A 15,504-nucleotide genomic window follows, 5' to 3' on the forward strand; every position below is an offset into this window, starting at 1 on the left:
GTGACCTTGCTCGAGCACCTGCGCCGCATGGCCCGCAACAATCTGTGGTCGAACGACCGGCTCTACCGCGCGGTGCTCGCGCTCAAGCCCGGCGAGTTCGAGGCCGGGCGCGTCAGCTTCTTCCCTTCGATCAGGGAGACGCTCAATCACATCTTGGCGGTCGACCTTCTCTATTTCGACTTCCTGACCGATGGCGGCATGGGTGCCGCGGCTTACGACGACTTCATACCGTTAGACGCCGCCGCAAGCCTGGCAGCGGCACAGGCCGATTTCGACCGCAAGCTCATCGCTTTCTGCGACGGCCTGTCGGAAGCCGATCTCGACCGGCGCGTCGTCACCGACCGGCGCGAGGACGGCATGATCCCCGAACGGATCGGCGACATTCTCGCCCACGTCTTCCTGCACGACATTCACCATCGCGGCCAAGTGCATGCGATGCTCTCCGGCACTTCGGTGGCGCCGCCGCAATTGGATGAGTTTCTGCTCGACTACGACGTCAAGCTGAGGAAGGACGAGGTGGAGCGGCTAGGGCTGGAAAGTTAGGCAAGCGCAATGCTGTATCGAGCGAAATGCGAGTCGGATGTCAGGATGGTCAGGTTCTCCACCTGTGCTTGCGCAATCAGCAACCTATCGAATGGATCGCCGTGGTGCGGAGGTAAGTCGCCGACGGCGTGCGCATGCTGCAAGGTAACGGCGAGGGGCTGAAACCGCATCCTCGGAAGCAATCCCGGCAGGTCATCTGGCGCCTGAAGTTTTCCAATTGACCGTTTGATGGCGATTTCCCAAACGCTTGCCGCGCTCGCGAACACCATGGCTTCCGAGTTCAGGATGGCGCGGTGCTGTTCGCTGAGACGTCGGTCGTCCGAAATCGACCAGAGGATAATGTGCGTATCGGCGAGAAACGGACCTGTCGTCATTTGACGTACTCGTCCCATTCGGGACCGAGTTCGTCAAAGTCGTCCGCAATCCATATCTTCCCTTTCAGGGCGCCGATACGCGGAAGCGGCTCGACCACCTCCGGAGGTACAATACGCGCGGCAACCTTGCCATGGCGCGTAAGCACAATCTCCTCGCCGGCTTCGGCGCGGCTTACGAGTTCCGACAATTTGGCCTTGGCTTCGGCGATGGAGACATTCATGGATGCGATCCTTTATGACCATAATTTAGGTCATAATTGATCGCGTCGCAAGCTATCCGAATCGGATCGTCTAAGCCGCCTTGCCGCCCAGCTTGATAACGCCGCGCTTGATCTGGTCCTGCTCGATCGACTCGAAGAGCGCGCGGAAATTGCCTTCGCCAAAACCTTCGTCGCCCTTGCGCTGGATGAACTCGAAGAAGATCGGGCCGATCACGGTTTTGGAAAAGATCTGCAGCAGGATCTTGGTCGTGCCGCCGTCGACGACGCCTTCGCCGTCGATCAGGATGCCGTGCTTCTTCATGCGCTCGATCGGCTCGTCGTGGCCGTGCACGCGCTCATGCGACATCTCATAATAAGTGTCGGGCGGGCCGGGCATGAATTTCAGCCCGTTGGCGGCGAGCTTGTCGGTGGCCTCGTAGATCGCATCGGTGCCGACCGCGATGTGCTGGATGCCCTCGCCATTGTACTTCTTCAGATACTCGGCGATCTGGCTGGTCTCGTCCTTGGACTCATTCAGCGGAATGCGGATCTTGCCGCAGGGCGAGGTGATGGCGCGGCTGACAAGGCCGGTGATCTTACCGTCGATGTCGAAGAAATGGATCTGCTTGAAGCCGAACAGATCGCGGTAGAAATCCCACCATTTGTCCATGTTGCCGCGATAGACGTTGTGGGTGAGGTGGTCGAGATAATAGAAGCCGACGCCTTCGGGCTTCGGGTCGCGCTCGCCCAGCCACTCGAACTCGGCGTCGTAAGCCGAGCCTTTTTCGCCATAGGCTTCGATGAAATAAAGCAGCGAGCCGCCAATGCCGACGATCGCCGGCACGTCGAGCGCTTTGTCGCTTCCCTCATAGGGCGTGGCACCCTTTGAGACGGCATGGTCGAAGGCATGTTTGGCATCGACCACGCGCCACGCCATCGAGGCGGCGCAGGGGCCGTGCTTTTCAACGAACTTCATCGCATGCGAGCCGGGCTCGGCATTGACGACATAGTTGATGTCGCCCTGGCGCCAGACGGTGATGTCCTTGCTGCGGTGCCTTGCGACCGCGACATAGCCCATGCGGGTGAACAATTCGGCGAGCTTTTCGGGCTCCGAATGCGCGAACTCGACGAACTCGAAACCGTCGGTGCCGGCTGGGTTTTGCTTGTTGATCTTGGCAGGCGGGGCGTCGTGCGGGAAGGGGCCCATGGAGTCCTCCGAAAGCTGTCACGGCCGTGCTTGGCCAATTTCAACGATGATAGCGCGCAGTGTCCGCACGGTGCTTGCATTCAACCGCCTGAAATGGTCATCATGTGCGCAAATTATGCATGAATGGAGGATTGCTCGTGGATGATACGCGTCTCGATCAATTTGACCGCAAGATAATGGCGCTTCTGCAGGAGGATGCACGCTATACCAATAATGACCTTTCGGAGCGCGTGAACCTCTCGCCCTCGCAATGCTCGCGCCGCCGCCAGCGGCTGGAGGATGATGGCTACATCAAAGGATACCGCGCCGTGCTCGACCGCGATCGTCTGGGCTTTTCGCTGGTCAACGTCATCTCGGTGACTTTAGCCACCCACAACCGCGACAATGCCCGCCGCTTCGGCGAGCTGGTGGCCCGCCTGCCCGAAGTGCAGGAGGCGCACGCGCTGACCGGCGAGATGGACTACATCCTGAAGGTGGTGACGCCCGACCTCAAGTCACTGTCCGAGTTCGTCAACGGCGTGCTCCTGCCGCACGAATCCGTGCAGCATGTGAAGACCGCGATCGTGCTGGAGACGCTGAAGGAAACCGGCGCGCTGCCGATTTAAAGTGTGCCGATATTCGGGTGAGGCCGGCCTGCAAACGGCGGCTTCCTGCGCTTCCGGTGCTCACGTACTTAAGTACGCTCCGCTCCGGTTCTCGGAAGCCACCATTTTCGGCTCGGCCTGACCTGAATCTCAGCGCACTTTCGCGGCAAATCCGTCACCCTCGCTGCTGCTGGATCAGCCCATAAAGGTTGGTGCAACGCGCGCCCGAGCGGCAATAAGCGAACACCGGGCCTTCTAGTTCGTCGAGCGCGGCGGCCTGGTCCTCGACATTGTCCATCGTGATCTGGCCGCTGATCACCGGAATGTAGCGGAAGGCAAGCCCGGCTGCCTCGGCCGCGGCCTGAACGCTCCCGGCCGAAGGCTGGCCCGGCTGCTCGTCGTCCGGCCGGTTGCAGATCACGCTTTTGAAGCCGGCGTCCTTGATGGCGGCAATATCCTGCGGCTGGATCTGGCCGGAGACCGAATAGTCGTCGCTGATCTGGCGGTATTCCATGATGTGGTCCTCGCAATCTCTTTGGCGCAGTCATGCCACCCCGGGGCATGAGCGGCAATCCGTACGAGCGGATTTCTCTGCCAAATAGAGAATGTGCGCCGGAAAATCCAACCGGCTCCCGCAGCGCCGCGTCCCTCTCGGATACGCAATGGACGCTGCGGCAACCCAAGATGCCGGGCCGGTTGATGCCTCGCCGCTCAGCTTCCCAGGATCGCGCCTTTGATCTGCGTGATGTTGTTGTGCATCATGTCGATATAGGTCGCGGCGGGACCATCGGGCTGAGACAGCGCGTCCGAATAGAGCGTGCCGCCGACCTTGATGCCGGTCTCGCCGGCGATCTGCTCGATGAGCCGCGGATTGGTGATGTTTTCCACGAAGATCGCCGCCGCCTTGTCCTGCTTCACTTGGCTAACCAGCTTGGCGACATCGGCCGCCGAGGGCTCGGATTCGGTCGAGATGCCTTCCGGCGCGAGGAAGGTCAGCCCGTATTCATGCTCGAAATAGCCGAAGGCATCATGCGAGGTGATGACCACGCGCTTGGCTTGGGGGATCGACTGGATCGCCGCCTTCACTTCGCCCTCCAGCCCATCGAGCTTGGCAGTATAGGCGGCGGCATTGGCCTTATAGCTGTCGCAGCCTGCGCTATCGGCCGTGCAGAACGCGTCGGCGATGTTCTTCACATAGATCTTGGCGTTGGCGATCGACTGGAAGGCATGCGGATCGGTGACGGTCTTGCCGCCGCCGGTGCCAGCACCTTCGGCGGCGTCCGCATCGGCGAATTCCGGCTTGAAGTCGATCGGCGTCACGCCCTTGGTCAGCGTCGCGATCGCGGCCTTGGTGGCGCTGGCATCGACCAGGCGCTGGAGAAAACCTTCGAAATGCAGGCCGTTGACCAGCACGACATCGGCTTTGGCCATTGCTACCGCATCGGCCGGGCTCGGCTCATAGACATGCGCGTCGCCGTCCGGCCCGACAATGGTGGTGATGTTGACCCGGTCGCCGCCGACATTTTTCGCAAAGTCGGCAATCACGGTGAAGCTCGCCACGACCTTGAGCGGCACCGCGAAGGCTGACGAGGTTGCGAAGGCGCTTAATGTTATAACGCTCAACGCCAGGGCGGCTCGGAAGGATTTCAGCATTGGCAACGTCTCCTTTTAAGGGGTGGGAATGAGGGTCAGGCGGTGCGGTGCCGGTGATGCACGATGCGGGCGCGCAGCACGCCGCGCGTGCCGAACAGGATCGAGCAGAAATAGACGACGCCGGACGAAAGGATGATCGCCGGACCGGAAGGCAACGAGGCGTGATAGGACAAGAGCAGCCCGGCGATGCAGGAGGCGGAGCCGATCAGCACCGCCAGCGCGCACATCGGCTCCACGCGCGCCGTCCAGAAGCGGGCCGCGGCGGCAGGCAGCATCATCAGTCCGACCGACAGCAGCGTGCCCAACGCCTGGAAGCCGCCGACGAGGTTGAGCACGACAAGGCCCAAGAAAATGAAATGCACCGGGCTGCCCATGCGGCTCACCGAGCGCAGGAACAGCGGGTCGAGGCACTCGGCGACAAGCGCGCGCCAGAAGATGGCGAGACAGGCGAGCGTCACCGCCACGATTCCGCCGATCAGGATGAGCGCCTCATCGTTGAGCGCCAGCACCGTGCCGAACAGCACATGCATCAGGTCGACGCTGGAGCCGCGGATCGACACCATCAGCACGCCGACGGCCAGCGAGATGAGGTAGAAGGCCGCCATCGAGGCGTCCTCGCGCTGGATGGTGAAGCGAGAGACGGCACCCGCGCCGAGCGCCACGATGATGCCGGCGATCAGCCCGCCGATGGTCATCGGCAGGATTTCGAGGCCATAAAGCAGGAAGCCGGCGGCAGCGCCGGGCAGGATGGCATGCGCCATCGCGTCGCCCGACAGGCTCATGCGCCTGAGCATGAGGAAGACGCCGACCGGGCAGGCGCCGAGCGACAGCATCAGCGAGCCGAACAGCGCCCGCTGCATGAAGGCGAAGTCGGCGAAGGGCGCGATGAACAGGCCGTAGAGGAAATCCATCATGCCGCGCTCGGTCCGGAGCCGTGATGATGGTCGTGTCGGTGGTCATGCCCATGATCATGATCGTGCGCGCGATCATGGCTGTGTTCATGCTCACTCGGCTCGCACCACGGCGCGTTTTCTTCCCACGCCTCGTGGAAGCGCCTTGCCTTGAGCAGATTTTCCGGCCGCAGCGTGTCCTTGGTGTCGCCCCAGGCGACAGGCTGGCGGGCAAGCAGCAGCGTCTCCGGGAAATTCTGCCGCACCAGGTCGAGGTCGTGAATCACGACCATGATCGTGCGCTCCTCGCCATGCCAGCGCTTTATCAACTGGATGAGATCGCCCACGGTCTTGGAGTCGACCGCGTTGAACGGCTCGTCGAGCAGGATGAGGTCGGCGTCCTGCAACAGCACGCGGGCAAACAGCGTGCGCTGCAGCTGTCCGCCGGACAGCGTGTCGATCGGCCGCTTCTCGAAGCCGCCGAGCCCGACCGCCATCAGCGCCTTGCTGACGGATTCTCGGTCCTCTTTGGTGTAGCGCCCGAGCATGCCGCGCTTTGGCCATAGGCCGAGCGAGACCAGATCGACGACGCGCGCCGGAAAGGAGCGGTCGAGCTCCGACTGCTGCGGAAGATAGGCGGTGCGGACACCCGGCATGCGGACCACCGCGCCTTCCATCGGCTTCAGCACGCCGACGATGCCCTTCATCAGCGTCGATTTGCCCGAGCCGTTGGCGCCGACCACCGCGGTCAGCGAACCTTTGCGGACGGTGCCGTTCAAATGATGGATGGCCGCGTGGCTGTTGTAGCCCAGCGTCAGGTCGCGGAAAGTCAGGCAGGCATTGGTCATCGGGCGGCGGTCCGCGAAATCGAGTGAGCTGTCGATATGTGATGTTATTACATTAGTCAACACGCCAGGCTGGCGCAATTGTGTCACGACCGGTCAACTCGCCGTGTAGGTGGGCGGCAGAGATCGGACACTTGGCTCAATTGGTTTCGCGTCCGCCGGCCTTGCCCCGCGTCCGCCCGGACTCTAAAGAGCAGCGACCCCCATAACGAAGGAACCTCCAATGAGCATTCGTCGCATCGATGTCGGCCCGCGCATGAGCCAGATCGTCATCCATGGCAACACCGTCTATCTGGCCGGCCAGGTCGGCGAGCCCGGCGGCAACGTCGCCTCGCAGACCCGCGACATCCTCAAGACCATCGACGAATTGCTCGCCAAGGCCGGCACCGACAAGACCAAGATCGTCCAGGCGATCATCTGGCTTGCCGACATGGGCACCTTCGCGGAAATGAATTCGGAATGGGACAAGTGGGTGCCGCAAGGCCATACCCCGGCGCGCGCCACCGGCGAAGCCAAGCTCGCCGCCCCGGAATATCTGGTCGAGATTATTGTGACTGCGGCGATCTGAGGCGCCGACTTTCCCTTCTCCCCTTGTGGGAGAAGGTGGCCGCGAAGCGGCCGGATGAGGGGTGCTCCAGGGAATGCCCGCGTCTCACTTCGCTGGAACACCCTTCATCCGTCTCGGCGCTGCGCGCCGATCCACCTTCTCCCGCAGCAAGGGGAGAAGGAGAAGAGCTCACCCCTGCGATGGGGTAAACCGCGCCACCAGCGTGTGGCTCTCCGCCGGATAGATGAACCGTACATGGGTCACCGGATGCTCGGCGCTCCAGGTGCGGCGTTCGACCACCAGGCAAGGCGCGCCCACGTCGATATCCAGCGCATCGGCGATCGTCTCGTCGGCGGCCATGGCGCGGATGCGGTGCTCGGCCTCGCTCCACGGAACGCGGCCGATCAGCCACGGGCCCGGCGCGATGTCGAGAAATTCCTCCTCGGCTGCCTCGGCCACCGCTGAAAGATTGATCAGGCGCTGCTCTAGCGCGAACGGCCGTTCGCCGGCAAAATGCAGGCCCTCCAGCGCGAGCACCGGACCTGATTGGGAGAGCCCGAGCAGCGCGCGGTCTTCGGTGCCACTGCGCCGCTTCAGGCGTTCCAGCCGCTTATAGCGATAGGGCAGGCCGAGCGCCTCGACCTCGATTCTGATGTCATGCAGCTCAAGCACCGCCGCTTGCGACTGCGGCTGGCGCACGAAACTACCGGAGCGGCGGCGGCGCTCGATCAGCCCGGCCTTGGCCAACTGCGACAGCGCCTTGTTCACCGTCATGCGCGAGCAATTGTAGTGATCCGTCAGCTCGTGCTCGAAGGGGATGCGATGGCCCGGCGCCCAGGCGCCCGACAGGATCTTTTCGCGGATATCCGACAGGATGCGTTGATGCAGCGAGAGGATCTCGCCGCCTTCGATGTCATCCGGTTCGACAAGACTCATCGGATGTTCCTGTTCAGCCTTGCGACAGCGCGGTCATGACTTCGCGGAACCGCTTGGCAACCGCCTCGCGCTTGGCATGTCTGCCGCCGCTGACCTGCTTCTTGCCATGCACCCAAACGCAATCGACCTTGCTGCCGTTGGCGAAAATCCAGGTGTCGAGGATCGCGTCGCCAGCCTTGCCGGCAACCGAAGGATGGCCAGCGTCGAGCGAGACCAAATCGGCGGGGCAGCCGGCGGCAATTTGCGCCGGACCGGCGCCGAGCGCCTGGTTGCCGCCGTCGAGCGAGGCGTCGAACAGGGCGCGCCCCGTCGAGCCGCCGGTGCGGGCCAGCACATTGCGGGCGCGATGGGCGAGGCGCTGCGAATATTCGAGCTGCCGAAGCTCGTCCGACAGGCCGATCAGCACATTGGAGTCGGAGCCGACGCCAAAGCGGCCGCCATGCTCGATGAACAGTGGCGCCGCGAACGTACCGTCACCGAGATTGGCTTCGGTGATCGGACAGAGTCCGGCGACGGCGCCGGTCCGGGCCATGGCAATCGTCTCGGCTTCGGTCATATGGGTGGCGTGGATCAGGCACCAGCGCTTGTCGACTTTGGCGTTGGCCAGCAGGAATTCGACCGGACGCTTGCCCGACCAGGCGACGCAGTCCTCGACTTCCTTCATCTGCTCGGCGACATGGATGTGGATCGGTCCGTCCGGTGCCATCGCGGCGACCGCATCGAGCTCGTCCGGCGTCGCGGCGCGCAGGCTGTGCGGCGCGACGCCGACGACGACCTGCTCCAACGAGCGAACGCCCTCGCGGCTTTTCTCAAGCAGGCGCCCGAAGCGCTCGACATCATTGATGAATCGCCGCTGGCCTTCGTTGGGCGCGGCGCCGCCAAAGGCGGAATGGGCATAGAAGACCGGCAACAGTGTCAGGCCAATGCCGGTATCTGCGGCGGCAGCCGCGATCCGCTCCGCCATTTCGGCGATATTGGCGTAAGGCTTTCCGTCGCGATCATGGTGGAGGTAATGGAACTCGCCGACGCGCGAAAAGCCGGCCTCCAGCATTTCGACATAGAGCTGCGCCGCCACAGCCTCGACCTGGTCCGGCGTCATCGACAGCGCGAAGCGGTACATCACTTCGCGCCAGCTCCAGAAACTGTCGGCCGAAGGTCCGCGCAATTCGGCCAGACCCGCCATGCCGCGCTGGAAGGCGTGGCTGTGCAAATTGGGCATGCCGGGCATGACGATGGCATGGCGCTCGTCGCCGGCTTGCACGGAGGCGCTGGCCTCGACCTTCGAGATGCGGCCGCCGTCGAAAGCGATCCTCACATTGCTTTGCCAGCCCTCGGGCAGAAGCGCCTGTTCCGCAAAGATCGCCGTCACCTGCGTCTCCAAATCTCGATGCGTGAGCGACGATATTGCTTGCGTCGCGTTTCAATATGTATATACATAATCAGCATCCTTTCAAATGGAAAAGATGATGGGTGGAGCAAACAACAGGAGCGGCCATCGGGTTTGGCGCAATGCGCGCCTGGCGACCATGGCCGAGGGTGCGGCCGGTCTCGGCATCGTCGAGAAAGGCGCGGTCGCCGCGCGCGACGGGCTGATCGTTTATGCCGGCCCCGAGGCCGATATACCGGGCGCGGCCGGGCAGGGCGCCGAGAATGTCGATTGCGCTGGACGCTGGATCACGCCCGGCCTGATCGATTGCCACACGCACCTCGTCTATGCGGGAAACCGCGCCAACGAATTCGAGATGCGTCTGGCCGGCGCCACTTATGAAGAAGTGGCCCGTGCCGGCGGCGGCATCGTCTCCTCGGTCAAGTCGCTGCGCGCAGCGAGCGAGGACGACCTAGTCGCTGAGACGCTGCCGCGGCTTGACGCGCTGATCGCCGAGGGCGTCACCACTGTCGAGGTCAAGTCCGGCTACGGCCTTGATGCCGATAATGAGAAGAAATCGCTGCGCGCAGCCCGCCGTCTGGCCGGTGAGCGTCCGGTGACGATCCGCACCACTTGTCTCGCCGCCCACGCCCTGCCGCCGGAAGCCAAGGGCGACAAGGACGCCTTCATCGATCTGGTCGCCGGCACGATCCTGCCGCAAGTCGCTGCCGAAAAGCTCGCCGATGCCGTCGATGGGTTCTGCGAGGGCATCGCCTTCTCGCCGGAGCAAATCGCGCGCGTGTTCGATAAGGCCAAGGCGCTCGGCCTGCCGGTAAAACTCCACGCCGACCAACTCTCCAACCTGCATGGCGCAGCACTTGCCGCCCGCTATGGCGCGTTGTCCGCCGACCACCTCGAATATACGGACGAGGAGGGAGCCGCCGCGATGGCCAAGGCCGGCACCGTGGCGACCATCCTGCCCGGCGCTTACTACTTCATCCGCGAGACCAAGAAGCCGCCGGTCGATCTCTTTCGCCGCCACGGCGTGAAGATGGCTGTCGCCACCGACTCCAATCCCGGCACGTCGCCGCTTACTTCGCTGCTGCTCACCATGAACATGGCCGCGACGCTGTTCGGCATGACCGTCGACGAATGCCTCGCCGGCGTCACTCGCGAAGCCGCGCGGGCGTTGGGCTTGCTTGAACAGACCGGCACGCTGGAAGCCGGCAAATCGGCCGATCTCGCCATCTGGGACATCGAGCGCCCGGCCGAACTCGTCTACCGCATGGGCTTCAACCCGCTCCATGCCCGTATCTGGAGAGGACAATGACGGAACTTACCCTGACGCCCGGCAACGCCACGCTAGCCGACTGGCGCGCCATCTATCGCGGCGCCGTGCCAAAGCTCGACGATGCCTGCCGGCCGAAGATCAAGGCCAGCGCCGAGGCGGTCGCCCGCATCCTCGCCAAGGGCGAGCCGGTCTATGGCATCAACACCGGCTTCGGTAAGCTCGCCAGCGTCCGTATCCCGGCAAACGACCTCGAAACGCTCCAGCGCAACATCGTGCTCTCGCATGCCGCCGGCGTCGGCGAGCCGATGCCCGTCGCCGTGGTGCGGCTAATGATGGCGCTGAAGCTTGCCAGCCTTGCCCAGGGCGCATCCGGCGTGCGGCCTCAGACCATAGAATTGCTGGAAGCAATGCTCGCCAACGACGTCATTCCGGTGGTGCCCGCGCAAGGCTCGGTCGGCGCTTCCGGCGACCTCGCGCCGCTTTCGCATATGACCGCCGTCATGATCGGCGTCGGCGAATGCTTTACCCCGCATGGCCGGTTCCCGGCCAAGGTGGCCTTCGTCTCGCATGGACTGGAGGCGGTGACATTAGGCGCCAAGGAGGGTCTCGCGCTGCTCAACGGCACGCAGTTCTCCACCGCCTTCGCGCTCGCCGGCCTGTTCGAGGCCGAGGTTCTTTACCAGTCGGCGCTGGTCGCCGGCGCGCTGTCGACCGATGCCGCCAAGGGTTCGGACGCCCCCTTCGACCCGCGCATCCATCTGTTGCGCAAGCATCGTGGCCAGATCGAGACCGCGGACGCGCTGCGTAATCTCATGGCCGGCAGCGCCATTCGTGAATCGCACCGTGTCGGCGACGAGCGCGTGCAGGATCCGTACTGCCTGCGCTGCCAGCCGCAGGTGATGGGCGCTGCGCTCGACGTGCTGCGCAAGGCCGCCGATACGCTCGAGACGGAAGCCAACGGCGTCACCGACAACCCGCTGATCTTCGCCGAGGACGACACCGCGCTTTCGGGCGGCAATTTCCACGCCGAGCCGGTGGCCTTCGCCGCCGACATGATTGCGCTTGCCGTCTGCGAGATCGGCTCGCTGTCGGAGCGTCGCATTGCCATGCTGGTCGACTCGGCATTGTCCGGCATGCCGGCCTTCCTCACGCCGAAGCCCGGTCTGAACTCCGGTTTCATGATCCCGCAGGTGACGGCGGCGGCCCTCGTTTCCGAAAACAAGCAGAAGGCCTACCCGGCGAGCGTCGATTCCATTCCGACGTCGGCCAACCAGGAAGATCATGTCTCGATGGCCGCCCACGGCGCGCGCCGGCTGCTCGGCATGATCGAGAATGCGACCGCCGTCATCGGCATCGAATTGTTGGCCGCCGCGCAAGGCTGCGATTTTCACGCGCCGCTTGCATCCAGCGAGGCGCTGGAGGCGGTGCGCAAATTGGTCCGGGCCGAAGTCCCGCATCTCGACAATGACCGCCATTTCCATCCCGACATGGAGAAGGCGATCGCCATGGTCCGCAGCGGCGCCGCAGTGAATGCGGCGGGTGCCGTGAAGCTGCCGGGGATCGCGTCGTGAGGCTTCACGCTATGAGAGGTCGAGTTCCTTCGCGCCCCCCTCTGTCCTGCCGGCCATCTCCCCCTCTAGGGGGGAGATCAGCAGCGGCTTTGGCGCCGCTCTTCCTTCAACGCAGGCGATTGGCGAAAGCCGTCGTGACATCTGATTTCCCCCCAAGAGGGGGAGATGCCCGGCAGGGCAGAGGGGGGCGCCGTAGGGCGCCAACGTGTGGAGGTCTCTCATGACCTCGCCCAATTGGCTCACCGTCACCCAGGGCACCGCGCCGCTGCTGGTTTCGATCCCGCACACCGGCATCGACCTCGCCGGCCTCGACTCGCGCCTCGTCTCGACTTGGCTCGGGCGGCGCGACTGCGACTGGTGGATCGACAAGCTCTATGATTTCGCCGCCGACCTCGGCGCAACCGTCGTGCACACCGCCATCTCGCGTACCGTTATCGACGTCAACCGCGATCCGTCGGGCGTTTCGCTCTATCCCGGGCAGGCGACGACCACCCTTTGCCCGACAGACACGTTTGACGGCGATCCGCTCTACCGCATGGGTGAGGAGCCGAGCCCATCCGAGATCGACCAGCGCCGCGAGACCTATTTCGAGCCTTACCATGCCGCCCTGCAGGCCGAGATCGACCGGCTGCGCGGCATACATGACAAGATCGTGCTCTATGACTGCCATTCGATCCGCTCGGTGCTGCCGCGCCTGTTCGACGGCACGCTGCCGATCTTCAACCTTGGCACCAATGACGGCAAGAGCACCGATCCCGTGCTGCAGGAAAAAGTGGCCGCCATCCTGGCCGCGACCGGCGAGACCTGGGTGGTCAACGGCCGCTTCAAGGGCGGCTGGATCACCAGAAGCTTCGGCCAGCCCGGGAACGGCGTGCATGCGCTGCAGATGGAGCTCTCCAATCGTGGCTACATGCGCGAGCCTGCGGAAAAAGGTTCGCCGGAAAATTGGCCGGTGCCTTACGACCCAAGCTATGCCGCGCCGATCCGCGCCACGCTGAAAACAATCCTCGAAACCGCCATTGACTGGGCCGGGCGCTGACCCGCGCCGCCCGCCTTGCTTGAAAGGGACAATGATGACCGATCCTCGTCACAACATACGTGAAGTGCGCGCCCCCCGCGGCGACAAGCTCAATGCTCGCTACTGGACGACGGAAGCGCCGCTGCGCATGCTGATGAACAACCTCGATCCCGAGGTCGCCGAGAACCCGAACGAGCTCGTCGTCTATGGCGGCATCGGTCGGGCGGCGCGCACCTGGAACGATTTCGACCGTATCGTCGCGTCGCTGAAGACGCTGGGCGAGGACGAGACGCTGCTGGTGCAGTCGGGCAAGCCGGTCGGCGTCTTCAAGACCCACGCCAATGCGCCGCGCGTGCTCATCGCCAACTCCAACATCGTGCCGCACTGGGCGACCTGGGAGAAGTTCAATGAGCTCGATAGGAAGGGCCTGATGATGTACGGCCAGATGACGGCCGGCTCCTGGATCTATATCGGCACGCAAGGCATCGTTCAGGGCACCTACGAGACTTTCGTGGAAGCCGGCCGCCAGCACTATAATGGCGACCTCAAGGGCAAATGGATTCTCACCGGCGGCCTCGGCGGCATGGGCGGCGCCCAGCCTCTGGCCGCCGTCATGGCCGGCGCTTCCTGCCTCGCGATTGAGTGCAACCCGGACTCGATCGATTTCCGCTTGCGCACCCGCTATGTCGACGAGAAGGCCGAGACGCTCGACGAAGCGATGGACATGATCAATCGCTGGACCAAGGCCGGCGAAGCAAAATCGGTCGGGCTTCTCGGCAACGCCGCCGAGATCGTGCCGGAGATATTCAGGCGCGGCATCCGCCCCGACATCCTCACCGACCAGACCTCGGCGCATGACCCGATCAACGGCTATCTGCCGAAGGGCTGGACGATGGCCGAGTGGCGCGAGAAGCGCATCTCGGACCCGAAGGCCGTCGAAAAGGCCGCCCGCGCCTCGATGCGCGAGCATGTCGAGGCGATGGTGGCATTCTGGAACGCCGGCGTGCCGACGCTCGACTACGGCAACAACATCCGCCAGGTCGCCAAGGACGAGGGTTTCGAGAACGCCTTTGCATTCCCGGGCTTCGTGCCGGCCTATATCCGGCCGCTGTTCTGCCGTGGCATCGGCCCGTTCCGCTGGGCCGCTCTCTCGGGTGATCCGGAAGATATCTACAAGACCGACGCCAAGGTGCGCGAGCTCACTCCCGGTAATACGCATCTCCACAACTGGTTGGACATGGCGCGCGAGCGCATCTCGTTCCAGGGATTGCCGGCGCGCATCTGCTGGGTCGGTCTCGGTGATCGCCATCGCCTCGGCCTCGCTTTTAATGAGATGGTGGCCAAGGGCGAGCTTAAGGCGCCTGTCGTCATCGGCCGCGACCATCTCGATTCCGGCTCGGTCGCCTCGCCGAATCGCGAGACCGAAGCGATGAAGGACGGCTCCGACGCCGTTTCCGACTGGCCGCTGCTCAACGCGCTGCTCAACACCGCGTCGGGCGCGACCTGGGTGTCGCTGCACCATGGCGGCGGCGTCGGCATGGGCTTCTCGCAGCATGCCGGCATGGTCATCGTCGCCGACGGCACGGCTGACGCGGCAAAGCGCCTGGAGCGCGTGTTGTGGAACGATCCGGCGACCGGCGTCATGCGCCATGCCGATGCCGGCTACGACATCGCCGTCCAGTGCGCCAAGGAGCACCAACTGAACCTGCTGGGCATCCTGGGCTAGAGCATGATGCCGAAAAGTGTGAAGCGGTTTTCGGACAACATCATGCTCCTCACCAAAAAGACAGAGCCGGATGATTTCAGGTCGAATCGACTTGAAATCGTCCGCGTCTGAGCCAAATGCACATCCTTCGCGCCGCCGATTACCGCGTCATGCCGTGGAAGAATGGCGGCGGCACGACGACCGAAATCGCCGTTTCGCCCGGCGGCGCCGGGCTCGAGGATTTCGACTGGCGCGTCTCGATGGCCCGGGTCGAGACGAGCGGCCCGTTCTCAAGCTTCGCAGGCATAAATCGAACACTGTCGGTGCTGGAAGGCGAGGGGATCATTCTCGACATTGCCGGCCAGGCGCCGGCGCGGTTGACCATGGCCTCGGCGCCGCTCGCCTTTCCGGGCGATGTGCCGACTGGCGCAGCGCTGATCGGCGGCCCGATCACCGATCTCAACATCATGACCCGGCGTGGCCGCATGGCCCATGAGGTCGAGCGCCGGTCTTTCACAACCGAGATTCGGATTGCGCCGCGCGCCGACACCACGCTCGTTCTTGCCGTCGGTGCCGGCGCCACGCTCCTCACGCACGATGGGCCGAGCCTCGGACCGCTCGACACGCTGATCCTCGACCGCGACAGCCCGGAATTGCGGCTTCAGCCTAAGGGGCGGGGCCTGCTTTTCGTGATCGGGCTCCACCGCCTCGCCGCCAACCATTAACGGCTGTTGCCAAACATGATCGCGGCTTGGGCGAATTATCGCCCGGCCC

Annotated in this window: 17 protein-coding genes; 8 read left to right on the top strand and 9 right to left on the bottom strand. The window is 64.0% G+C overall.

Translation table 11 applies throughout. The features are described 5' to 3' along the window. Entirely contained in the window at positions 1-543 is a 543-nt protein-coding gene (locus tag LB525_RS12020) for a DinB family protein (protein ID WP_140841001.1), read from the top strand. On the opposite strand, the gene LB525_RS12025 is transcribed toward LB525_RS12020, so the two are convergent. From LB525_RS12025 to hppD, 3 genes are all read right to left on the bottom strand, one after another. Then, on the bottom strand, positions 540-917 hold the full coding sequence (locus tag LB525_RS12025) for a type II toxin-antitoxin system VapC family toxin (protein WP_140841003.1): 378 nt from the start codon (positions 915-917) through the stop codon (positions 540-542). The genes LB525_RS12020 and LB525_RS12025 overlap by 4 nt on opposite strands. After that, positions 914-1,138 carry a type II toxin-antitoxin system Phd/YefM family antitoxin gene (locus tag LB525_RS12030; protein WP_128259409.1) on the bottom strand — a complete coding sequence of 75 codons (225 nt, stop codon included), beginning with the start codon at positions 1,136-1,138 and terminating at the stop codon, positions 914-916. The genes LB525_RS12025 and LB525_RS12030 overlap by 4 nt, the downstream gene beginning before the upstream one ends. Positions 1,139-1,208: 70 nt before the next feature. Next, complete coding sequence (hppD, locus tag LB525_RS12035) at positions 1,209-2,324, bottom strand: 4-hydroxyphenylpyruvate dioxygenase (protein ID WP_224544773.1); 1,116 nt, start codon at positions 2,322-2,324, stop codon at positions 1,209-1,211. A gap of 137 nt (positions 2,325-2,461) precedes the next feature. Here hppD and LB525_RS12040 point away from each other — a divergent pair, with 137 nt between their 5' ends. Further along, positions 2,462-2,929, top strand: coding sequence for an Lrp/AsnC family transcriptional regulator (locus tag LB525_RS12040; protein WP_095767792.1), 468 nt, complete (start codon positions 2,462-2,464; stop codon positions 2,927-2,929). A 154-nt stretch (positions 2,930-3,083) separates the two neighbouring features. Here LB525_RS12040 and LB525_RS12045 read toward each other — a convergent pair whose 3' ends face one another. The 4 genes from LB525_RS12045 to aztA form a co-directional block, all read right to left on the bottom strand. Then, positions 3,084-3,422 carry a TIGR01244 family sulfur transferase gene (locus LB525_RS12045; RefSeq protein ID WP_095767791.1) on the bottom strand — a complete coding sequence of 113 codons (339 nt, stop codon included), beginning with the start codon at positions 3,420-3,422 and terminating at the stop codon, positions 3,084-3,086. Between the two features lie 197 nt (positions 3,423-3,619). Further along, positions 3,620-4,561 (bottom strand): zinc ABC transporter substrate-binding protein AztC, encoded by a 942-nt coding sequence (gene aztC, locus LB525_RS12050; RefSeq protein ID WP_224544774.1) that lies wholly within the window; start codon positions 4,559-4,561, stop codon positions 3,620-3,622. A gap of 35 nt (positions 4,562-4,596) precedes the next feature. Continuing rightward, positions 4,597-5,472 carry a zinc ABC transporter permease AztB gene (aztB, locus tag LB525_RS12055; protein ID WP_224544802.1) on the bottom strand — a complete coding sequence of 292 codons (876 nt, stop codon included), beginning with the start codon at positions 5,470-5,472 and terminating at the stop codon, positions 4,597-4,599. Next, positions 5,472-6,299 (bottom strand): zinc ABC transporter ATP-binding protein AztA, encoded by an 828-nt coding sequence (gene aztA, locus LB525_RS12060; RefSeq protein WP_224544775.1) that lies wholly within the window; start codon positions 6,297-6,299, stop codon positions 5,472-5,474. The genes aztB and aztA overlap by 1 nt, the downstream gene beginning before the upstream one ends. Before the next feature lie 220 nt (positions 6,300-6,519). Here aztA and LB525_RS12065 point away from each other — a divergent pair, with 220 nt between their 5' ends. Then, positions 6,520-6,864: a RidA family protein gene (locus tag LB525_RS12065; protein ID WP_140697768.1), complete on the top strand. Its 345-nt coding sequence runs from the start codon at positions 6,520-6,522 to the stop codon at positions 6,862-6,864. 168 nt (positions 6,865-7,032) lie between these two features. Here the strand turns inward: LB525_RS12065 and hutC are convergent, their stop codons facing one another. Next, positions 7,033-7,779 (bottom strand): histidine utilization repressor, encoded by a 747-nt coding sequence (gene hutC, locus LB525_RS12070; protein ID WP_224544776.1) that lies wholly within the window; start codon positions 7,777-7,779, stop codon positions 7,033-7,035. Positions 7,780-7,792: 13 nt separating this feature from the next. Next, entirely contained in the window at positions 7,793-9,148 is a 1,356-nt protein-coding gene (locus LB525_RS12075) for a formimidoylglutamate deiminase (protein ID WP_224544777.1), read from the bottom strand. Between the two features lie 97 nt (positions 9,149-9,245). Between LB525_RS12075 and hutI the strand changes: the two genes are divergently transcribed. From hutI to LB525_RS12100, 5 genes are all read left to right on the top strand, one after another. Further along, positions 9,246-10,475: an imidazolonepropionase gene (gene hutI, locus LB525_RS12080; RefSeq protein WP_224544803.1), complete on the top strand. Its 1,230-nt coding sequence runs from the start codon at positions 9,246-9,248 to the stop codon at positions 10,473-10,475. Then, positions 10,472-12,007: a histidine ammonia-lyase gene (gene hutH, locus LB525_RS12085; protein ID WP_224544778.1), complete on the top strand. Its 1,536-nt coding sequence runs from the start codon at positions 10,472-10,474 to the stop codon at positions 12,005-12,007. Before hutI ends, hutH begins: the two co-directional genes overlap by 4 nt. A 220-nt stretch (positions 12,008-12,227) precedes the next feature. Further along, a complete protein-coding gene (gene hutG / locus LB525_RS12090) occupies positions 12,228-13,046 on the top strand; it encodes an N-formylglutamate deformylase (protein ID WP_224544779.1) in 819 nt (272 codons plus the stop codon). A gap of 31 nt (positions 13,047-13,077) precedes the next feature. Beyond that, a complete protein-coding gene (gene hutU, locus LB525_RS12095) occupies positions 13,078-14,751 on the top strand; it encodes a urocanate hydratase (RefSeq protein WP_224544780.1) in 1,674 nt (557 codons plus the stop codon). 116 nt (positions 14,752-14,867) lie between these two features. Continuing rightward, entirely contained in the window at positions 14,868-15,455 is a 588-nt protein-coding gene (locus tag LB525_RS12100) for a HutD family protein (protein WP_224544781.1), read from the top strand. The last annotated feature ends 49 nt before the right edge of the window (positions 15,456-15,504 follow it).

Source organism: Mesorhizobium sp. CA16, from assembly GCF_020165175.1.
Classification (GTDB): domain Bacteria; phylum Pseudomonadota; class Alphaproteobacteria; order Rhizobiales; family Rhizobiaceae; genus Mesorhizobium.